Source organism: Mesorhizobium sp. BH1-1-4 (assembly GCF_020165665.1).
Taxonomy (GTDB): Bacteria; Pseudomonadota; Alphaproteobacteria; order Rhizobiales; family Rhizobiaceae; genus Mesorhizobium.
In genome coordinates this window covers 663,316-684,525 of sequence record NZ_JAIUIN010000001.1, presented here as the reverse complement: position 1 = coordinate 684,525, position 21,210 = coordinate 663,316, and the positions used below count along the sequence as shown (strand labels likewise).

Annotated in this window: 17 protein-coding genes; 8 read left to right on the top strand and 9 right to left on the bottom strand. The window is 63.8% G+C overall.

What is annotated here, in order from left to right:
- Nucleotides 1-161: 161 nt before the first annotated feature.
- The 3 genes from LB569_RS03120 to LB569_RS03110 are packed head-to-tail and all read left to right on the top strand — an operon-like array spanning nt 162 to nt 5,618.
- On the top strand, nt 162-914 hold the full coding sequence (locus LB569_RS03120) for an ImuA family protein (protein WP_224691012.1): 753 nt from the start codon (nt 162-164) through the stop codon (nt 912-914).
- Nucleotides 829-2,349, top strand: a complete 1,521-nt coding sequence (locus LB569_RS03115) for a DUF6504 family protein (RefSeq protein ID WP_224691011.1) — start codon at nt 829-831, stop codon at nt 2,347-2,349. The genes LB569_RS03120 and LB569_RS03115 overlap by 86 nt, the downstream gene beginning before the upstream one ends.
- Entirely contained in the window at nt 2,346-5,618 is a 3,273-nt protein-coding gene (locus LB569_RS03110) for an error-prone DNA polymerase (RefSeq protein WP_224691010.1), read from the top strand. The genes LB569_RS03115 and LB569_RS03110 overlap by 4 nt, the downstream gene beginning before the upstream one ends.
- A gap of 68 nt (nt 5,619-5,686) precedes the next feature.
- Here LB569_RS03110 and LB569_RS03105 read toward each other — a convergent pair whose 3' ends face one another.
- Nucleotides 5,687-6,118 (bottom strand): hypothetical protein, encoded by a 432-nt coding sequence (locus tag LB569_RS03105; protein ID WP_224691009.1) that lies wholly within the window; start codon nt 6,116-6,118, stop codon nt 5,687-5,689.
- 22 nt (nt 6,119-6,140) lie between these two features.
- Here LB569_RS03105 and LB569_RS03100 point away from each other — a divergent pair, with 22 nt between their 5' ends.
- The gene (locus LB569_RS03100; protein ID WP_224691008.1) at nt 6,141-6,572 is read left to right on the top strand and encodes a thermonuclease family protein; all 432 of its coding nucleotides are present in this window, start codon (nt 6,141-6,143) and stop codon (nt 6,570-6,572) included.
- A 139-nt stretch (nt 6,573-6,711) separates the two neighbouring features.
- On the opposite strand, the gene LB569_RS03095 is transcribed toward LB569_RS03100, so the two are convergent.
- Nucleotides 6,712-7,302 carry an SOS response-associated peptidase gene (locus LB569_RS03095; protein WP_224691007.1) on the bottom strand — a complete coding sequence of 197 codons (591 nt, stop codon included), beginning with the start codon at nt 7,300-7,302 and terminating at the stop codon, nt 6,712-6,714.
- A gap of 58 nt (nt 7,303-7,360) precedes the next feature.
- Between LB569_RS03095 and LB569_RS03090 the strand changes: the two genes are divergently transcribed.
- Together LB569_RS03090 and dinB are read left to right on the top strand one after the other, a co-directional pair.
- Nucleotides 7,361-7,867: an SOS response-associated peptidase family protein gene (locus tag LB569_RS03090; RefSeq protein ID WP_224691006.1), complete on the top strand. Its 507-nt coding sequence runs from the start codon at nt 7,361-7,363 to the stop codon at nt 7,865-7,867.
- 59 nt (nt 7,868-7,926) lie between these two features.
- The gene (dinB, locus tag LB569_RS03085) at nt 7,927-9,012 is read left to right on the top strand and encodes a DNA polymerase IV (protein WP_224691005.1); all 1,086 of its coding nucleotides are present in this window, start codon (nt 7,927-7,929) and stop codon (nt 9,010-9,012) included.
- 46 nt (nt 9,013-9,058) lie between these two features.
- Here the strand turns inward: dinB and LB569_RS03080 are convergent, their stop codons facing one another.
- The 6 genes from LB569_RS03080 to LB569_RS03055 all read right to left on the bottom strand — a co-directional run bounded on the left by LB569_RS03080 (nt 9,059) and on the right by LB569_RS03055 (nt 19,808).
- Nucleotides 9,059-9,226 (bottom strand): hypothetical protein, encoded by a 168-nt coding sequence (locus tag LB569_RS03080; RefSeq protein ID WP_224691004.1) that lies wholly within the window; start codon nt 9,224-9,226, stop codon nt 9,059-9,061.
- 354 nt (nt 9,227-9,580) lie between these two features.
- The gene (locus LB569_RS03075; protein WP_224691003.1) at nt 9,581-10,510 is read right to left on the bottom strand and encodes a DUF2493 domain-containing protein; all 930 of its coding nucleotides are present in this window, start codon (nt 10,508-10,510) and stop codon (nt 9,581-9,583) included.
- Between the two features lie 361 nt (nt 10,511-10,871).
- Nucleotides 10,872-11,930 (bottom strand): toprim domain-containing protein, encoded by a 1,059-nt coding sequence (locus LB569_RS03070; RefSeq protein ID WP_224691002.1) that lies wholly within the window; start codon nt 11,928-11,930, stop codon nt 10,872-10,874.
- Complete coding sequence (locus LB569_RS03065) at nt 11,930-16,249, bottom strand: strawberry notch-like NTP hydrolase domain-containing protein (RefSeq protein ID WP_224691001.1); 4,320 nt, start codon at nt 16,247-16,249, stop codon at nt 11,930-11,932. The genes LB569_RS03070 and LB569_RS03065 overlap by 1 nt, the downstream gene beginning before the upstream one ends.
- Before the next feature lie 159 nt (nt 16,250-16,408).
- Nucleotides 16,409-18,532, bottom strand: a complete 2,124-nt coding sequence (locus LB569_RS03060) for a ParB/RepB/Spo0J family partition protein (protein ID WP_224691000.1) — start codon at nt 18,530-18,532, stop codon at nt 16,409-16,411.
- A gap of 328 nt (nt 18,533-18,860) precedes the next feature.
- Nucleotides 18,861-19,808 carry an ArdC family protein gene (locus LB569_RS03055; RefSeq protein WP_224690999.1) on the bottom strand — a complete coding sequence of 316 codons (948 nt, stop codon included), beginning with the start codon at nt 19,806-19,808 and terminating at the stop codon, nt 18,861-18,863.
- Nucleotides 19,809-20,301: 493 nt separating this feature from the next.
- On the opposite strand from LB569_RS03055, the gene LB569_RS03050 reads away from it, so the two are divergent.
- On the top strand, nt 20,302-20,583 hold the full coding sequence (locus tag LB569_RS03050) for a helix-turn-helix transcriptional regulator (RefSeq protein WP_224690998.1): 282 nt from the start codon (nt 20,302-20,304) through the stop codon (nt 20,581-20,583).
- 235 nt (nt 20,584-20,818) lie between these two features.
- Here LB569_RS03050 and LB569_RS31770 read toward each other — a convergent pair whose 3' ends face one another.
- The gene (locus tag LB569_RS31770) at nt 20,819-20,950 is read right to left on the bottom strand and encodes a hypothetical protein (protein WP_263494096.1); all 132 of its coding nucleotides are present in this window, start codon (nt 20,948-20,950) and stop codon (nt 20,819-20,821) included.
- 18 nt (nt 20,951-20,968) lie between these two features.
- Between LB569_RS31770 and LB569_RS31765 the strand changes: the two genes are divergently transcribed.
- A complete protein-coding gene (locus LB569_RS31765; protein WP_263494094.1) occupies nt 20,969-21,100 on the top strand; it encodes a hypothetical protein in 132 nt (43 codons plus the stop codon).
- Nucleotides 21,101-21,210 lie beyond the last annotated feature (110 nt).

Here is a 21,210-nt window from a genome sequence, read left to right as displayed (position 1 = left end):
AGGAACGGTCCTCGCGCACCGCCACATTTGCCTCATTGGCATCGGCACTCAGCAGAAGGCCACCAGCGTTGCGGCGGCGATGTCCACTTGACTCCTACCTCAACTAGTAGAACAAATAGAGAACATGTTCATATACGCTTTCATGGAGGTCAAGGACCCTCTTGCGGCCGGAGCCCGCCATCGACGCCTTGCGCGCGCGGATCGAAAAGATCGAGGGCCGGAGCCGGCGCGCGAGATTGGTGCTTCCTTTCGGGATCGCTGAGATGGATGCACGACTTCCGGGCGGCGGACTGGCGCTCGGTGCCCTGCATGAAATCGCGGGCGGCGGAAACGGCGCCATCGATGGCGCGGCCGCCGCGCTATTCGCAGGCGGCGTCGCGGCGCGCACAAGAGGCAAGGTCTTATGGTGCATCACCCGCCCAGACCTGTTTGCCCCGGCCCTGGCCCAGGCGGGGCTCAAACCGGACCGCGTCATCTATGTCGAGGCCGGCGACGACAAGACAATCCTCGCCTGCATGGAAGAAGGCATCCGGCATGGCGGACTGGGCGCGGTCGTCGGTGAGGTCGCGCGCCTGACCATGACCGCCTCGCGGCGACTGCAGCTTGCCGCCGAAGAAGCCCACACCATCGGCATCGCGCTGCGACGATGGCGGCGGCAGACGGAGGCGGCCGATTTCGGGCAGCCGACGGCCGCAATGACGCGGTGGCGCATCTCGGTCCTGCCCTCGGCGCCGCTGCCCGTGCCGGGCGTCGGCCGGCACCGATGGCTCGTTGAATTGATCCGCGCCCGCGCGGGTGAAAGTGCCGATTTCGAATTGGAGGCGTGCGATGGCACGGGTCGTCTCGCTGTTCCTGCCGACCTGGCCCACCGATCGGGTGCGGCGCAAGGCCGGCGACGCCACGCCGCCGGCTGAGGCCCCGCTCGTTCTGATCGGCCGCGATAAAAACAGGCGCGTGGTGCTCGCGGCCGACGCCGCGGCACTTGCCGCCGGCCTGCGCCCCGGCATGCCCGTGACGAAGGCGCAGGTGCTGGTGCCGGGCCTAGCGATCCAGGACGCCGATCCGCAAGCGGATGCTGAAGGCCTGGAGCGGCTCGCCGTCTGGATGCTTCGTTTTGCACCGATCGTTGCGCCCGATCCGCCTGACGGCATCGTCATCGACACGACAGGCGCGGAGCACCTTCATGGCGGCGAGGCCGCCATGCTCGAGGGCATGGTCGGGCGCCTGGCGATGTCGGGCATCGTCGCACGCGCGGCGATCGCGGACAGCTGGGGCGCGGCGCATGCGCTGGCCCGGTATAGCGGCCCGCCGATCCGCATCGCACCGGCCGGCCATGGCCAATCCTTTCTCGAACCCCTTGCACTCGACGCGCTGCGGCTCGCGCATGCGACGGCGGCGGAACTGCGCAGGCTTGGCTTCCAGAGGGTCGGCGATCTCCTGAGACAGCCCCGCGCCCCGCTTGCCCTGCGCTTCGGCCCGGAGATCGGCCGCCGGATCGATCAAGCGCTAGGCAACGTCGCAGAAACGATAAACCGAGTGCGCGCGCCGGACATCGTCGAAGTCCGCCGTGCCTTCGCCGAACCGATCGGCGCGGCCGAGACAATTGCGCGCTACATCGGCAAGCTCGTGGTCCAGCTCTGCGAACTGATGGAACGGCGCGGCCTCGGCGCGCGCCGTCTCGATCTCATCTGCCAGCGCGTCGACAGCCAGGCCCAGGCAATCCGCGTCGGCATGGCAAAGCCCGTCCGCGACGCCAAGCGGATGACGCGGCTGCTTTGCGACAAGGTCGAAACCATCGCGCCGGGCTTCGGCATCGAGATGATGACTTTGGCGGCGACTTCGGCCGAACCCCTGGACCGCAGTCAGGTCGTGAGCTCCCTCGTCGAGGAGACCGTCCCCGACGTGTCCGACCTCATCGATACGCTGATGAACCGCGTCGGCGAGCGCGCTGTCTACCGGCTTGCACCCGTCGCCAGCGACGTGCCGGAGCGCTCGGTCGGCAAGATCGCGGCCATGGCCGCCGACACGGGCGCGAGCTGGCCCGGCCATTGGCCGCGGCCATCGCGCCTGCTGGCGCAACCCGATCCGGTCGAGACGGTGGCGCTGTTGCCCGACCATCCGCCGGTGTCCTTCACCTGGCGCGGCATCCGCCGGCGCGTGAAGCGCGCGGACGGTCCGGAGCGGGTCTTCGGCGAATGGTGGAAGCGCGACGCCGAGCTGGTGGCGGTGCGCGATTATTTCAGGGTCGAGGACGAAGCCGGCGAGCGCTACTGGCTCTACCGCGCGGGCGACGGCGAGGATGCGGCGACGGGCTCGCAGCGCTGGTTCCTGCATGGAGTGTTCGGATGAGCGACGTCCGTTATGCCGAGCTGCAGGTCACCTCGCATTTCAGCTTCCTGCGCGGGGCGTCCTCTGCCGAAGAGCTGTTTTCGCAGGCCGCTCTCCAAGGCATCGAGGCACTGGCCGTCACCGATCGCAACAGCCTCGCCGGCATCGTTCGCGCCCACGAGGCCGCCAGGACGACCAGCGTGCGCCTCATCGTCGGCTGCTGGCTCGACCTGACGGACGGTATATCGCTGCTGGTCTACCCGACGGACCGCGACGCTTATTCCCGGCTGTGCCGGCTGCTCTCGCTTGGCAAGGGCCGCGCGGGAAAGGCGAAATGCCATCTGGCGTGGAGCGATGTCGTCGCCTATGGCGCCGGCCTCATCGCCGTGCTCCTGCCCGATCTGGCCGATGAAACCCTGGCGCTGCGCCTGCGGCATCTGCGCGAGACTTTCGGTGATCGGGCCTATCTCGCGCTGACACTCAGGCGCCGGCCCAACGACCAGCTTCGCATTCACGACCTGGCAGCGCTTGCCCTCAAGATGGGGGTGCCGTGCGTCGTCACCAACGACGTGCTCTTCCACGAGCCAGGACGTCGCATCCTCCAGGACGTCGTCACCGCAATCCGGCACAACGTCACCATCGACGCGCTCGGCGAGCGCCGCGAGCGGCATGCCGACCGCTTTCTCAAGCCGCCGCAGGAAATGCACCGGCTTTTCGCGCGCTATCCGGAGGCGCTGGCGCGCACGATCGAGATCGCCGACCGCTGCCGGTTCTCTCTCGACGAGCTTGCGTACCAATATCCGGAGGAGCGCGACGACCCTTCGCTGACACCGCAGCAGGCGCTCGAAAAGCTGACCTGGCAGGGCGCCGACGCGCACTACCCCGAGGGCCTGCCGGACAGCGTCGTCGCGTCGCTGCGCCACGAACTGCGGCTGATCGAAAAACTCGACTATGCGCCCTACTTCCTGACCGTGAACGCGATCGTGCGCTTCGCGCGATCGAAGGACATCCTGTGCCAAGGTCGCGGCTCGGCCGCCAATTCGGCGGTCTGCTATGTGCTCGGCATCACCTCGATCGATCCTGGCCGCAACGACCTTTTGTTCGAGCGTTTCGTCTCCGAGGAACGCCGGGAGCCTCCCGACATCGACGTCGATTTCGAACATGAACGGCGCGAGATCGTCATGCAGTGGGTGTTCGACACCTATGGGCGCGACCACGCGGCCTTGTGCTCGACGGTCGTCCGCTACCGCACCAAGGGGGCGCTGCGCGATGTCGGCAAGGTGCTTGGCCTGCCGGAAGATCTCATCCGCACTCTGTCCGGCCAGGTCTGGGGCTGGTCCGAGGAAGGCGTCGAGGAGCGGCATGTCGAGGAGCTGAACCTCAACCTCGCCGATCGCCGTCTGCGGCTGACGCTCGATCTGGCGCGTCAGTTGATGGGCGCGCCTCGCCATCTCAGCCAGCACCCGGGCGGGTTTGTGCTCACTCATGACCGTCTCGACGACCTGGTGCCGATCGAACCGGCCAGCATGAAGGATCGTCAGGTGATCGAATGGGACAAGGATGATATCGACGCGCTCAAATTCATGAAGGTCGACGTGCTGGCGCTCGGCATGCTGACCTGCATGAAGAAAGGCCTCGATCTTCTCGCCGACTGCAAGGACATCCGGCTCGACCTTGCCACCATCCCGGCCGAGGATCCGCGCACCTACGCCATGATCCGAAAGGCCGATACGCTCGGCACCTTCCAGATCGAGAGCCGGGCGCAGATGTCGATGTTGCCGCGGCTGAAGCCGAGGACCTTCTACGATCTGGTGGTGCAGGTCGCGATCGTGCGCCCCGGTCCGATCCAGGGCGACATGGTCCATCCCTATCTGCGCCGCCGCGAAGGGCTGGAGCCGGTGTACTACCCGAAGCCGGAGCTCGAAAAGGTGCTTGGCAAGACGCTCGGCGTGCCGCTGTTCCAGGAACAGGCGATGCGGGTTGCCATCGAGTGCGCCGGCTTCACGCCGGGCGAAGCGGACATGCTTCGCAAGTCGATGGCCACCTTCAAGTTCACCGGCGGCGTCTCGTCATTCAAGACGAAGCTGATCGACGGCATGGTGGACAATGGATACGAGCGCGCCTTCGCCGAGCAGACCTTCAAGCAGCTCGAAGGCTTCGGCTCCTATGGCTTTCCGGAAAGCCACGCCGCGTCCTTCGCGCTGATCGCCTATGCCTCCGCCTGGCTTAAATGCTGGCACCCCGATGTGTTCTGCGTTGCGCTCCTAAACAGCCAGCCGATGGGTTTCTACGCACCGGCGCAGATCGTACGCGACGCGGCCGCGCACGGGATCGAGATCCGGCCGGCCTGCGTCAACGCCTCGCGTTGGGACTGCACGCTCGAGCCTGTGGCAGAGGATGGCCGCTTCGCCGTCCGGCTCGGATTGCGCATGGTGCGTGGTCTGGCCAACGCCTATGCAAGCAAGATCGTCGCCACGCGCGCCGACCAGCCTTTCGCCTGCGTCGACGATCTCTGGCGGCGCGCCGGCGTGCCGCAGTCAGCACTCATCCAGCTCGCCGAGGCCGACGCCTTCCGGCCAGAACTTGGTCTCGCGCGGCGCGAGGCGCTCTGGGCGATCAAGGCGTTGCGCGACGAGCCGCTCCCTCTGTTCGCGGCCGCATCGGCTCGTGAGGCGGAGAGGGTGCCCGAGATCAACGAACCGGCGGTGGCGCTCCGGCCGATGACCGCCGGCGGCGAGGTCGTGGAGGACTACCGCCATATCGGCCTGACGCTGCGCAGCCATCCGATCTCTTTCCTGCGCGACGACCTTCGCCGTCGCCGCATCATCTCTTGCGCCGAGGCGATGGAGGCGCGCGACGGCCGATGGCTGGAAGCGGCCGGGCTAGTGCTCGTCCGGCAGCGCCCGGGCTCGGCCAAGGGCGTCATGTTCATCACCATTGAGGACGAGACCGGCATCGCCAACCTCGTTGTCTGGGCGAAAGTGTTCGAGCAGCATCGGCGCGCGGTTCTTTCGGCGGGCATGGTCGCGGTAAGGGGCCGCATCCAGCGTGAGGGCGCGGTGGTCCACCTCGTGGCTCGGAAGATCAGCGATCTATCCGCCGAGCTCGCCAGCGTCGGCGAACGCGAAGGGAGCTTTCCCGTGCCGCACGCTCGCGGCGACCAGGTGCGCAATGGCGGTTCGGGACCCGATCCGCGCGAGCTGCCGCCCAAGGGACTGCGCAGCCGCGACATCTATATTCCCGACCTTCACATCGACAACATCAAGGTCAAGACGCGGGATTTCAAGTGACCCAAAGCTCTTGCCTTGGCTCAGGCGTCAACACTGCCTGAAGCGCTGTGCCGCGACCATTCCGCTCATCACTTTTTCAGGTAGCTCTTGTGCCCGCTGTCGGTGATGCAATAGTGGCCGCCGCGGGGTCCGGTGCAGAAGTGTCCGCCCCGGCAACTGCACTCACCTTCGCTTGCGGGTGCCATCTCGGACGATCCGCCGCCGATAAGCCCAAGGGCTTGACCGGACGCCCCACCCATCTCCGCCGAACAGTTCTTTTTGCTGGCGCTGACCGAACCGTCGTTGCAAATAAAGGTGCTGCCCTGGCAGTGTGAGATTCCACCCTTATGACCGCTGCACGGGGTGTTCGTAGCAAAAGCTGGCTGGGCGCCAATCATCGCCAACAGCGCAACAGCAAGACACAGCCTCAACACCTTAGGAAAACCCTTACCCACCATGCGAAGCTGTAACACTGCGATTGGCAACAAAATAGCGCGCGTCGGGTTAGTCTCGCTGGCCATGGTTCTCGGCGCCCAAGATGCCATGGCCGAGCCGCTGATTGGCGTGCCGTCTGTTATTGACGGCGACACAATCGAAATTCACGGCACGCGGATCCGTCTCAGCGGCATAGACGCGCCTGAAAGCGCTCAGATGTGCTTGGACGGGTCCGGCAAGAAATACCGCTGCGGGCAGCGGTCATCCCTTGCCCTCGCGGACTTCCTCGACGCACGCCGTCCCACATCATGCATCGAGGTCGGGCGAGACCAGTTTGGGCGCATGGTGGCTGTCTGCACAGCCGGCGGCGTTGATATCGCAGAGTGGTTGGTCAGGCGCGGCTACGCCCTCGACTGGCCGAAATACAGCGATGGCTACTATGCACGGGTCCAAGCTGAAGCTCGAGTAGCGAAGTCTGGACTATGGATCGGATCGTTTGAGCAGCCTTGGGAGTGGCGCAAGAGAGTGGCCGTCCAGTAGCGGGTCGGCGATAGCCCGCCTCAGCGCCCACATCGTGCATCAGGCTTGGTCTGCGACCAATTCCGAGACCACGAACCGCGTTCCGATAATACGAGGCCGGCTCGGGCGCACGTCGAAATCGCCGGCACCAGACAGCCCATCATCCGACCTGCTCAACCGAGAGCGTGCCCGCCGGAAGCGGTTTGATCAGAGATGCGGCGGATACCAATGGATCAAGCCAGCTCGCCCAATCCTTCCGCTCCAGGATCACGATCTGCCGATCGTGATACGGGGCAATGTCGGGACCCGGTTCCATCGTGAGCATGGTGAACGCCTCACCGACATCAATGGTCTCGCGCCAGATGCCGGCAATGCAGAAGATCGGCTCGTCGCGTTTGGTGAAGAGCCACTTGTCCTTGCGCTTCTTGCCTTTTTCGGTCGGGTCGGTGAACTCGTAAAAGCCATCGGCCGGAATCAGGCAGCGGTTCGAGGCGAACTCGCGACCGTCCGAGCGGAAGTTGTAGACCGGCCGCTTGTTTTGTCCGGGCCAGCTCCACCGGCGCTGAACCAGATCACCCTCGCCGCTCGCGCCGTCGATCGGGCGGATAATAGGACCGATATCCGTTATTTTGATATCCGCGCGCGCCTCGATGTTCGGCGCGCCTTCGCTGAAGCGTATCTTGATTTTGAGATCGGCGAAATCCTCCACGATCGAGGCGACATCCACCATCAGCCGATAATCATTGCACATGTGTCACCCGGGTCTCGGCGTTGCGCTGCAATCATGTTCCTGTTATGTTCTTTTGGCTATGAGCGCAAGAGTTTTCGATTCCGACGCACCGCTCGACGAACGCCGCATAATCATAAGACGCTGCGGCGGCGATGTTGAGATGTTAGAGCTGCCGTGGGGACTTCAACCCAGGGAACCAGGCGGGCGACCTTTCACGGTCGTGCGCGCCGAGGACCGATCGTTCCCGAGCCATCGCTGCCTGGTGCCGGCGTCCGAATTCCGGCATCGCAGCCAGGGAAAGAGCTACAGCTTTCGCCTCGCAAGCGGTGACTGGTTCTACTTCGCCGGAATCTGGCGGCCAGCGACGCGCGATTGGCCGGAAGCCTACGCAATCCTCACGATCCAGGCCAACGACGATATTGCGCCTTACCACAATCGCCAGATGGCGGTGCTGCACCGGGACGAGCGCTCGGCTTGGCTCGACATGACGCATCCGGAACACGAGGTCCTTCGTCCCCTTCCGGGAGCAAGTTTTGCGATTTCGCGTCTCCGCCAGGGTCGTATGCAGGCTGAATTTGCGATCTGAAGATAGTAGCATCCTTCAGTACGAAGCTCAGAACCCCGCCAAAATGACATTGCAAGCAAATGGCCCCTGAACGCGGCGCTGGCCCGCGCAAGATCATCCATGTCGACATGGATGCGTTCTACGCGTCGGTCGAACAGCGCGACAATCCAGAACTCCGCGGCAAGCCGCTTGCCGTCGGAGGAGTCGCCGCCCGCGGCGTGGTCGCGGCCGCAAGCTACGAGGCCCGCGCCTTCGGCGTTCGCTCCGCGATGCCTTCGGTCACGGCAAAGCGCAAATGCCCCGAACTGATCTTCGTGCCGCCTCGCTTCGACGTCTACCGGGCAGTCTCGGCTCAGATACGCGAGGTGTTTTCCGAACATACCGATCTCATCGAACCGCTCTCGCTCGACGAGGCCTATCTCGACGTGACGCAGAACCGGCTCGACATTACGTCCGCCACGACGATCGCGGAAATGATCAGGGCGAAGATCCTGCTGGTGACCGGTCTCACCGCTTCCGCGGGCATTTCGTACAACAAATTTCTCGCCAAGATGGCGTCCGATCAGAACAAGCCAAACGGCCAGTTCGTCATCACGCCGCGCCAGGGACCCGCCTTCGTGGAAACGTTGCCAGTCAAGAAATTTCACGGTGTCGGCCCCGCGACCGCCGCGAAGATGGAAGCGCTTGGCATCGAGACCGGCGCCGACCTCAAGGACAGGCCGCTTTCCTTCCTGCAGCAGCATTTCGGTAAGTCGGGGCTCTGGTACTATCAGATCGCGCGCGCCATCGACGAACGCGCGGTCGAGCCGGATCGGCCACGCAAATCGATCGGCGCAGAGGACACGTTCGCAGCCGACATCGTCGATCTCGATGCATCAATCGCCGAACTCAGGCCGCTGGTCGCCAAGGTCTGGGGATACTGTGAAGGCAAAGGCATTCGGGGCCGGACCGTCACGCTGAAGATCAAATTCGCCGACTTCCAGCAGATCACGCGAAGCCGCACGGTGGCGGCGCCGATCGAACTCGCTGATTTCGAGCAACTCGCGGCCGATCTCCTGAGGTCGGTGTTCCCGGTGCAGAAGGGAATCCGGCTGTTGGGCGTCACGCTTTCGACGCTCGGCGATGTGCTGCCGCCCGATCAGCGGCAGTTGCGGTTCGAATTGTAGGGTGTCTCCACGGCGGGGGGCAAAGCCCGGCCGAAGGTTCTTCGGATCAGGGCTCGTGTGGATCGATTTCGCGGACAATCTGGGAGACCTCTCCTTCATACTCGTCGGCCCGCACGACCGTGAGTGTCCCGTCGCCGGCGCGGAAGATGACGATGCTGACCATCAGGCTGGTGGCGAGGCTGAAGGCGAAGGCATTGGCTTCTATGAGGGACATCTTTCCGGCTCCTGTTCTGGAAGCGGGGACGATCCCCGCGTGACAGGCGCCCGATGTGTCCGGCCGAGGGCCGCAATCACCGTGAAGGCGCAGCCAAAACGGCGGCACGCTTTGCGTAGTCCGACCCTTCACGGGTTGATGGCATCAGGCCCTCGGACCGGATCAAGGAATTACGCCGACAAACGCGGTGATCGGTTCTCTGTCCTCCCTTCCAGGGCAAGAAGAGATGTGACCCTCATGTTCGCCGCCTTGCATTCATCGAAGCCACATCGGCAGGAGCGGTCGTCCGATCAACGCGTCGGGAGCGATGGAAATCAGGGCGAATGACTTGAGGCGAGTGGGCCGGTGGCCCCTTCACGTGGCGCCGAACTTCATCACCGGAATGCCGAGCCTGCGGGCCTTGTCGGCGAGGTTGTCCTGAATGCCAGAGCCAGGGAAATGAATGACGCCGATCGGCAAGGTGTTGAGCATGGCGTCGTTGCGCTTGAAGGGCGCGGCCTTGGCATGCCTGGTCCAGTCCGGCTTGAAGGCGATCTGTGGCACCTTGCGACTGTGAGCCCATTTGGCCGCGATTAACTCGGCGCCTTTTGGTGATCCGCCATGCAGAAGGACCATTTCCGGATGCTTGGCGTGGACCTGGTCGAGCTTGGCCCAGATCAGCCGATGATCGTTGAAATCGAGCCCACCGGTGAAGGCGACTTTCGGTCCGGGTGGCAACAGCACCTGGTTGTCCGCATGCTTCCTCGCGGCAATGAAGTCCCGGCTGTCGATCATTGCTGCGGTCAGGTGGCGATGGTTGACGACAGAGCCCGAGCGCGGGCGCCAGATCGAGTGGGTGTGACGCTCGTAATGTTCGGCGGCCTGGTCGCGCATCAATTCAAAAGCGTTGCGGCGTTCTAGCAGCGTCTGACCTTGGGCGATCTGCCGCTCGAGTTCGACAGACTTGACCTCGGATCCATCCTGTTCGCGCTGCAGCCGCTGCTGGCAAAGCTCGTTTTCATCGAGCTGGCGTTCGATCCGCTTGGTCGCGCGATGGAACAGATTGACCGTCCCCCACAGCAGCTCCTCGAGGTCGGGCTCAAGGCGTGTGTCGGCCATCGCCACCAGGAGAGCGTCGAAGATGTCGGCGATGCTGGCTGCAACGACCCGGCCTTCGGGAAGCGGGCGCGGATCGGGTTCGTCGTCGAAGGGACGGTAGCCGTAGAGCTGAAGCTCCTGAAGGACGTGGTCGATGGGTGATGATGCGGGTTGCGGCTCGAAGTCGGTATCGTGCTCGGTGCTCATGGCGGCTTGCCTTTGTCGGATCGGCCGCGCCCATCGCGGCCTTCATGGCGACGAAGGCGATGGACGGTCCGGACTTGCACCCGAAGCGCCAGCGCAGGGCCGGAACGGCAGTGGAGGATGGCAAAGCCCGGCTATTTTGTCTCGCGATGGAAAGGCCCGAAGACGGGGCCCCGCGCGGCCCGCCGCGTGGGGTGGCGAGGGCCGCCGGAAAATATCCGGGCGCGGGCATTGCCTGTCCGGATCGGCCAGCGCCCGATCGCCCTCTGGAAGGCCGTGGGCCGGTCCTCGCCCCAGCGAAGGTCCACCTTGAGCACCCGGGCCACACATCCCTGGCATGCCGCCCCTCTCTTCCCCTTTCCGGTCAGGCAGCCAGCGCCATGAAGCGCGTGATATCCTGTGGCGCGATCTGGACCCGCAGGATCGCCCTCAGGGCATCGGCACCGAGCAGACGCAGATCCTCGTTGAAGTCGCCGAGTTGCGGTGTCAGGACCATCGCCTCGATACCAGCCGCTTTGGTGCGTTCAATGAGGGTTGTCACAGCTGCGTCGCCAGCAGGGTCATTGTCGCGGGCGATATAGAGCCGCCGCAATGTGTCGGGGAACAGGATTGCGGACAGATGGGCCGCCGACAGGGCTGCGATTGCCGGCATGGCGGGCAGGACGGTGCGTTGCGAGAGCATGGTCTCGATGCCTTCGCCAGCGGCCATGACATCGCAGCAGCCGCCGAAGCGGACGGCGTGTCCGAGCAGTTCGCCCATGGCCCGTCTCGGCGTGTCGACCGGAGCGCGGCCGAGATGGGCCTCGGTGAACCCGCGCGAATCGAGCCAGGTGCGGTGGGCGCCGGTGAGCTTGCCTTTGAGGTCGGTGACCGTCGCTATCATTGCCGGCCATGTTTCGGTCGGGCCGCACTCCGGACGATAATAGCAGCGCGGATGAAACCGAAGGCTCCCGGTTTCATGCAAGGCTGTAATCGCGCGTCCGCGCAGATACGCCTCCACAAGCGTTCCTGGTATCGGCTGCGATATGGAGACCAGCCGCCGCGCCGCTTCGGGAGAGCCGCCGGCAGCGGGAACGGCTTGCTTCCACCGGTCCTTTGGTTCGTTCGTCGTCAGCGGCATCGACAGAAAGCTGCGCGCCTCGTCGCAGACGTCCTTGAAATCGACAAGGCCAAGCGATTCCCGAATGACGTCCAGAAGGTCGCCATGCTCGCCCGTGGCAGCATCGGTCCATTTCCCGGCGGCCCCCTTGCCGGAATCCGATCCCATGACACGAACAAACATCGAGCGTCCCGGCGCATTGCTGACATCGCCAACCAGCCAGTAGTTGCCAACGCGGCGACCATTGGCCAGATAATGGCGGCACACCGCCTCCGCCCGCTGGGCGAGACGGCACGCCAGTGCGGATGCATCGCGAGGTGCCATCAATTGGCCTCCCTCTCGCTGATGCGCTGTATTGGATGACGCTCGATGACCTTGGCAAGCACCGCAGGTCCGCTGGCGTCCGCGGGCACGAACATGCGCAGCTTCCAGGAGATGATCTCGTGGAAAAGTCCGTAGGCCGTTAGCCGCTCGCGCATGGTATCGGTGAAGCCCGACAGCTCGATGCGATTGGCGCCCATGACGCGGACGCGGCGCAGATGAAGTCCCTCGTCGAGGTCGAGCATCGTTCGCCCATCCGCAAGGGCGTTGAAGGCATCTGATGCTGTGATCGTGCTGACGCCGGTTGCGAGCGCGCCGGCGGCCCAGGCTGCCGAAACCCTGCGACCGATGATGCGCTCCCCCTCGTCGGTCTGAAGCCGATAGACCCGGCTCGATTCGTTTGGAAGTCGCTTCCAGATCGGCAGCAGCAGCCCCGCGACGATGTGGATGGTCGAGTCCGAGAAAGCCGGGACGCTCGCGACCTCGGCATCCCAGGCGGCGGCGAAGGTCTCGCGATCAGCCTGCTGCCAATGGCTTCCCTCCATCATGCGCAGCGAGGCATGGTGTTGTTCCATCGGTCGGATCAGCCGGACCCGCCGCTCGATTTCGCCATCATCGAGCATGAACGATGGCGCGGGCACTTGCACGGCAGCGCGACCTGAGCGTTCGTTGACCAACAGGATGGCGCGCGGATCGTCTAGTTGAGCGACAGCTTCCTCGACGGGCATGGGTCGGTTGCGCTGGCGCTGATCGATGGTGAGAAGCTGTGTCTCGGCGCCGGTGCCAGGATGGGTGTAGATCGCCCGCCGATCGGTGACGATGAAACTCTCCGCTCGCAGCGTTTCGAGCCCGAGGTCGTAGACCCCAGCCGCGATGGCGCCTTGCACCTTGGCTGTGAGCAACTGCTCGAAAGCCGCGAACAAGACGTCCTGCAGCTCGATGGTGAGTGCCAGGAGGCGATTGAGGAAAGTGGTGATCGGCGGCAGATCGTCCTTGATGCCGTTCTCGTCCGTCAGCGTCAGCCCCGTGGTCTGCTCGAACAGCTCGAGTGAGCAGCCCTCCACCTTGCCGCGGACGATCAGCAGATAGAGTTGGCGCAGCGCATCGCGCGCATAATGCGATTCCAGATTGTCCTCTGGCCGAAACAGGCCCTGCCCACCGGTCTGGCGCTGGCCGCGCGTGATCGCGCCCAGCGTGTCGAGGCGTCGGGCAATCGTCGAGAGGAAGCGTTTCTCGGCTTTCACATTGGTGGCGATCGGTCGGAACAGCGGTGGTTGCGCCTGATTGGTCCGGTGCGTGCGGCCGAGACCCTGTATCGCCGCATCGGCTTTCCAACCCGGCTCGAGCAGATAGTGGATGCGGAGCCGCATGTTCCGCGACGACAGGTCGGCGTGGTAGCTTCGTCCTGTCCCGCCAGCATCGCTAAAGACGAGAACACGTTTGATGTCATCCATGAAGGCCTGTGTCTCGGCGAGATTAGCCGAGGCCGCACGGGTCTCGACCAGCAACCGTTCGCCCTTTCGGACGATCCGTCGCGACCTGCCCGTCACCTCTGCCACGATATCCGTTCCGAAGCGCTGGACGATCTGGTCCAGCGCGCCAGGCACCGGCGGCAAGCTGGCGAGCTTCTCGATCAGCGCGGTGCGGCGCGCAACCGCTTCACGGCTTTCCACTGGTTGGCCGTCACGGAAGACCGGCCTCGACGACAGGTTGCCATCGGAATCGGTGAAGGGCTCGTAGAGCTGGACCGGGAAGGAATGCGCGAGGTAGTCGAGTACATACTCGCGTGGCGTGATGTCGACACGAACATCGTTCCATTCCTGCGTCGGGACCTCCGCCAGCCTGCGTTCCATCAGCGCCTCGCCGGTGGAGACGATCTGAACCACGGTCGAATGCCCGGACTGGAGATCCTGCGCGATCGAGCGGATCAGCGTCGGCGTCTTCATCGATGTCAGCAGGTGACCGAAGAAGCGCTGCTTGGCGCTTTCGAAAACCGAGCGCGCGGCGGACCTGGCCTGGCGGTTCAACGTGCCGCTGTCGCCGGTGATGTTGGCGGCCCGCATGGCCGCGTCGAGATGGTTGTGAATGACGGCGAAGGCGCCGGCATAGGCATCGTAGATGCGCCGCTGCTCAGGCGTCAGTTCATGCTCGACCAGTTCATATTCGACGCCGTCGAAGGAGAGCGAGCGTGCCGTGTAGAGACCGAGCGCACGAAGGTCCCGGGCGAGCACCTCCATTGCTGCCACGCCACCCGCCTCGATCGCCTCGACGAACTCCGCGCGGGTCGAGAACGGGAAGTCTTCGCCGCCCCAGAGGCCAAGCCTCTGGGCGTAGGCCAGATTGGCGACGGTGGTTGCACCGGTGGCGGAGACATAGACGACACGCGCGCCGGGCAGAGCATGCTGCAGGCGCAAGCCGGCGCGACCTTGCTGTGAGGGCGCGACATCGCCACGTTCTCCCTTGCCGCCGCCGGCATTCTGCATGGCGTGCGCCTCGTCGAATATGAGCACTCCGTCGAAATCCGAGCCCAACCATTCGACGATCTGCCTGACGCGCGAAACCTTTTCGCCGCGGTCGTCGGAGCGCAGCGTGGCATAGGTTGTAAACAGGATGCCTTCTGGAAGCATGATGGTGCGCCCTTGCGCGAAGCGCGAGAGCGGCGTGACCAGCAGACGCTCCATGCCAAGCGCGGCCCAGTCGCGCTGCGCGTCCTCAAGCAGCTTGTCTGATTTCGAGATCCACACGGCCTTGCGCCGGCCTTGCAGCCAGTTGTCGAGGACGATGCTCGCCGACTGCCGGCCCTTGCCCACACCGGTCCCGTCGCCGATGAAGAAGCCGCGCCGGAAGCGCACGGCTGCCGGCGCGTCATCGGGTGCTGCTTTGACAACATCGAGCGTGTGGTCGACTGACCACGATCCGGCGAGAAACCCGCAATGTGCCTCGCCGGCCAGGATCACGGTTTCGAGCTGGGCGTCGGAGAGCGACGTCAGGATACCGCCGGGCAGGGTCGGCCGATAGCTAGGCTTCGGTGGCGCGACAGACGCCATCGCCGCGGACTGGACCAGCGTTGTCGGGTGCGCCTGGGAACCCGGAATACGGATCGTCTGCAATCCGAATTCCTCGTAGATCGCGTCGGTCAGCCGTGCTCCGTCGTCTGGCGTCCAATCGACCGTCTCGTACGACAGTTCAAAGCCGACCGGCTCGGACAGCTGCCGCTGAGCCGGGCCTGCGACAGTGCGAGCGAGATAACCGCGGACCGTCCGGAGTGCGGTGATGGCCGGAACGACCCTGGCCGCCTCGGCGATCGGCGGGCGTGCCGGAACGTGCTTCTCGATCCAGCTGAGCAATGTGGCGACATCCGGCGCAAAGCCGGGCGAGGCCGGAATGAAGGACGGATCGCCAGCCAGCGTCTTGTCGATGACCGTCAGTCGGGTCTCGATCGTAGTGCCATGCCTGGCGTAGACGGCGCCGCTGATCGTAGCGGTGAAGACGACGCGGCCATGCTCCTGCAGGCGCTCGAATGCATTGCGCCACGCCGGCATCGCCGGTCCGAAGCCGGCGCCGGTGATGGTGACCAGCCGGCCACCGTCGGCGAGCCGCGCGAGTGCCGAGGCGATATGGCGACAGGCAGCGTCCGCGACGCGACCCTGCACATTGGCGAGGACCGAGAACGGCGGGTTCATCAGCACAACGGTGGGCAAGCTGGCGGGATCGAGATGGTCGTTGATCTGCGCCGCGTCGAAGCGTGTGACCGTGAGGGCCGGGAAAAGATTGGACAGGAGGCCCGCACGCATCTCCCCAAGTTCGTTGAGCAGAAGCGAGCCGCCAGCGATCTCTGCGAGGATGGCAAGCAGACCAGTGCCGGCGGAGGGTTCAAGCACCCGGTCAGCCGGCGTTATGGCCGCAGCCGTGACGGCCGCGAGGCTGAGCGGGATGGGCGTCGAGAATTGCTGCAGCGCCTGGCTTTCCTCGGAGCGGCGGGTATGGGTGGGCAGAAGGTCCGCAATCCGGCTGAAAAGCGGCAAGGCGGAAGTCACGGAGCCGGCTTTGTGCAGAAGCGACCTGCCGTATTTGCGAAGAAACAGAACGGTCGCGGCTTCGCAGGCGTCATAGGCCGTCTTCCAGTCCCAAGCGCCGCTTGTGTCGGAGGCCGCGAATGAGGCTTCCATCGCGGCTCGCAGCACGACGGCATCGACGCGCTGACCGCATTCGAGGAGAGGGAGTAGACGCAGGGCTGCCACATAGACTGCTGCGGCTTGATCGATGGGCGTAGCGGCGGAAGGGGCCGCATTTGCGGCCGCGCTCGGAGACAAAAAGTTCATCGGAGGTCCTCTGGAGAGCGAGACCGGGAAAAGCCCATCGGCGCTCTCTCTGACCGAACGGGCTCAACTCGTCCCGCCGGACACTCACTCTCACGACCGAACGCAAAAACGCCCGGCCCTCTTGCGAGAGCCGGGCGATGGGACGCGGAAGGAGACGGCCTATTCGGCGGCGTCTAGCTGTTTTTCATCCTGGTCGGCCAAGGCTACATCGTTGTCACCTGCCAGGAATTGAGGCAGAGCTTCATCTTCGTCGCCAGCGTTGGTGTGGACTGCTTCCACATCAACGTCGACAAGCCGCAGAGGCTCAGGCAGCCAGCCACTATCGGCGAGCAGGCGTTCGGCTTCCTTGGCCATGTCGCCCTTCTTGAGGTGGTCAATGAGCTGGGAGGCGCGCTCGCCGGCGCCCTCGCGAACGGCCTCCAGGATACGCGCCTTGGTGACACGGCCGAGATAGTTGCCGACAGTGGGTCGCCACCCGGCATCAATCATGTCGAGTCCGACTGCCCGGGCAAGATTGTCGGCGTCGGCAAGGCGCTGTTGCACACCGTGCGTGGAGATCCCGCCGTTGCCGTAGCGATCGGCCCTTTCGTAGAGGGCATTGACACCCAAGGATGCGCAATGGGCGAACAGCTCAGCCTGCTCGGTGCCCGTGAGTCCGGAGAGAGCGTTCCATAGCTCGGCGACGTCACTTGGAAGACGCTTTTCCCAGGCCTCGTGGCGGGCCTGGATCGAGCGCGCATATGCCGTATCCCGAAGACCTTCGGACTGGACCGGAAAGATTGTCCCGCGGACAAGGACTTCCATCGCCGCGCCTTGCGCGCTGTAGCGAGAGAAAGCGTCGCGGACGAATTTGTTGAGCACGGCCAGGAAGGCGGTCGCGGGATCGTTGGCGAGCTTGTCGCGCAGAGCCAGCGTGCGATCCGCGGTCAGTTCCATCACCAGGCGATCAGGCAATGGCTTGATGCCATCTTCGTCATCATCCTCTGTGTCGGCCGGCTGGCTATCGATGGTGATGACGGCCCGCTGACCCGAGCCTGTGGCCGAGACGGCGGATCCGTCGACGTCGGGATCGTTGTTGCCGTCGGACGGAACAAGCGCCTCATCCTCCGGCTTCACGTAACCGCGTTCGACGAGAAGCGCTCCGTCCGAGTCGATGCTGACGAACACACCCGCACACGCGATTTCGACCGGATTGAACTGGACGGGGCGCGCCTCGATCGACTTGATCGCGGTTTCAATCTCGCCAAACCGCTGGTCGACCTCGTCAGGCAACTCGTCGGCCTCCTCATACTGCGCCTGCAGCTTGTCGAATTCGTTGCGGAGCGTGTCGAGCGTTGCCTGCTCATCACTGCCGAGGTCGATTGGCGCGCCCTCGAGCTCACGCAAACCGTCCGCCGCGCCATAAGGGAAACTCACCGCGACCTCAATCCACTTCCAACCTTCGTTGGCGATTTCGTCGGCCATCATCTGGAGCTTCTCAATGACGAGCCGCTCAAGCAGCGGAACATCCTGCAACCAACCGCCATCATCCGACTGGAACAGATCGCGTAGCACTTCGCCGCCTGCCGCCTCATAGCTCTCGAGGCCGACGAACACGGCCCGCTTGTCGGAGGCGCGGACGGTATTCTCGGTCAGCATGCGGCGAATTTGGTATGGCTCTTTCGACCAGCTGTTCTTGATCGCCTCCCAGACTTGCTCCTGTCGGGTGTGGTCGGTGCTGACGGAGAATGCCTCCAGCTGGGCGATCGTCATGCCGTCCTCGGCGTAAACATCGAGAAGCGCCGGCGATACGGTTGTGAGCTTCAGACGCTGCTTGACGATGTTGACTGAGATGAAGAAGGCGGCAGCAATCTCTTCCTCGGCCATGCCTTGGTCGAAGAGAGCTTTGAAGGCGCGATATTGATCCAAAGGATGAAGTGGCGCACGTTCGATGTTTTCCGCCAGGGATAGCTCCTCAGCGAGTACCGTGCTGGACGAACGCCCGACGACACAGGGGACAGGCGCCACCTTGGCAAGCCGCTTCTGTTTGACAAGCATTTCGAGGGCGCGGTAGCGGCGCCCTCCGGCGGGGATCTCGAACATTCCGGTCTCCTCGCCGTCGGCATCGAGCACGGGACGAACATGAATGCCTTGGATCAAACCGCGCCGGGCGATCGAGGCCGCGAGTTCCTCTATTGAGACGCCGGCCTTGATCCGTCTGACGTTGGTTTGAGCAAGCACCAGCTTGTTGAAAGGAATGTCGCGCGAAGGCGACAGAGTGATCTTCTGAACAGCGTTGGCCATCGAGGTTTCTCCACGACGGGCCGCCGAGAGCCTCTCTCTCAGCCTTGAACCCGTCACGAAATCCCTCCAACCCTCTCCCTCTCTTGCCAGCACGATCCGGCACGCCGTTGATCGACAGCGGAGCCGGCACGGCGCGCACGCTTGGACGGCTTGTAGCCGTGAACGCAGTTTCTGCTTGAGCCGATAATGAGTGGGATCGATGAAACGCGGCTAGCGCTTGATCCCTATGCCGAACGGCTGGGCCGCCGGGTGCAATTCCGAGGCGGAACCCTGTGAAGCCGGTGCGTGATCGACGGGACCGCGCTTGCGCAGGTCCCGTCGACGAAGGTTATGCTGCCTTTCTATCGTTGCCTGCGCCCAACTCGATGGATGCCCCGACCTCATCCGGCAAGTGGCCAAGAAGCCACTCCGCCGCCTTGCTGGCCTGACTGGCGGCACGAACGATGGCGCGATTGTCCTCGCGCAGAACCTCAAGCCATGAGCCGATATAGTCCGCATGCCGAACCGTGGGCACGATGCCCAAGGCTGCGCAACAGAAGGCCGCGTTGATCTCCGCCACAAGTTCCTCGAACGCATATTTTCTGGAGGCGGTAGAGCCGGAGAATTTGCGATCCAGGCGTGAACTGTGACCAGTGGCATGTCCGAGCTCATGCAAAGCTGTCCGATGCCAATTGATCGGCTCAAAGTAAGCTTGGGGCGGAGGCACCTGTATATAATCCTGGGCAGGCACATAGAACGCCCTGTCGCCGCCAATACGGAAGTCGATACCGATGGCCTTGATCAGCGCCTCGACCTGCGGTTCGATCGGGCTTGCCACCGACAGCGGGGCCGAAGCTGCGAGTTCGTCAGGTAGCCCTTCACATTGCTCGATGTTGAAAACGGTGAAGCGCTTGAGGAAGGGGATGGCAAGAGCATCCTCGCCCGTCTCGCGAGCGCGCTTCTTCTCACGATCCGGGACAAAACGATCGGCATAAACGACCGTTGTCCCGCGCTCGCCTCTGCGGACGTTCCCGCCGAGCGCGAAGGCCTGTCGATAGGTTATCCAACTCTGTGTTGCGAACCCGCGATCGACGACGGCACCCCAGAGAATAAGCACGTTGATCCCGCTGTATGCGCGATGCGGCAGGGAAAGCGACGCTTTTGCCGCGGACGTCCTCCATGGCTGAACCCACGGAAAACGACCAGCTTCCAGCTCGGCAATTATCTTGCCGGTGATCTCGTCGTAGAGGTTCGACCGGTCGGCGACGGGATAGGTTCGATTGGTCCGGACAGGCATCGCGGTTCTCCGCGACGGGCGCCGAAGGCCTCTCCTTCCGCTTTCAACCCGTCGCGAAAAACCGGCCCCTCCTCTGACTGTCCGTCGGGAGAGCCCCTGCTCTCCCGACCAATGTGAAAAAGGGCGTACAAGGCGGAAGAACCGAAATGTCCGTCAGCGGGAATAAGTCAGTTCGGTGCTGGAGCAGGTTCGTGGCCCTGAGACCGGTTCAACAGGGCGGCCGAAGGAGCATCAGCATAGCGCCGCCGTGAGGCGGGATGCGGGACCGACCGCCCCCGGCGAAGGGCGCCATATGAAACTTTGCTCGCTAACGTGACCGCGGAGCAGGAAGCGATCCGCCGCGCATGACGCATGGTCGATCCGGGCCACAGCTAACCCTCACCGGCCGATATGTACGAAAAGACCGCCCTGCATACGCTTGCCGGCTTTCGCCATTTCCATCCCTGAAGACCATCAGCTTCAATCGTCTGCTTAGCGATGGAGGAATGGCGCCATGACTGGTCCCGGGAAAAGTGCAACAAAGCGGACGATCCGCCGCAAGGAGCTGCGCGAAATCGTACCTCTGGCCGACAGCACAATCTATGAAATGGAACAACGCGGGCAATTTCCACGACGCTTCGCTCTCACCCCTCGGTGCGTGGTTTGGGATCTTGCCGAAGTAGAAGCCTGGCTGCAGGCTCGCAGGGCAGTTCCGATCCCCCGAGCGAGTCCTCCTGATGTGCGTTTACGGAAAGCCTCTCCTGTCAGAGCGCGAGATCGGGCACAAATACCGTAGGCATAGGGGACGATCGCCACGGTACAGTGTCGATGATCAATCAGTTTGGACACATTTGCCGCTGCGGCGGACGCATGGCGCCGCAAGGTCCACTGGGCAGGTCGCGCCAACACCCGGTTCAGGCCTCAGGTAGGCGTCCATAAACCAGATTGAGCGGTCGCGAACGTCGAAAGCTGCTAACCCGAGATTCGGGACATCTGTGATAACCATCCACCCCGCCGAAGATCACTGATGGTCACGTCGGCACGATCACGCCGGCGGCATGATGGCGATGATGATCAGGAGCAAAAAGCGTGCGGAGCTTGCTGCTTATGATCGGCATGATGCCGTCTGATGTCACGGTTATTAGACCCTCGAAAACAGCCATTATGGCAGGGTATCCGACATGGGTTTCAAACGCCTGCTCACGCTCATGAACATTGTAGGGCTCGATTTCCGGCTGACGACCTTCAACAACAAGCGCCCGACACTCGAAGACATCATGGAGGAAGATGATGCTGCGCGTTTGGGTAGGTAGCACAAGCCAGTCGGCGGCCTGGGCAGATCCGGCAAACGTGGCTCGACTTTCGTGTACGATGTGGGGTCGCCGGAGTGCAGCCGAAGGTCTGGTGCGAGCCAGGGAAGATG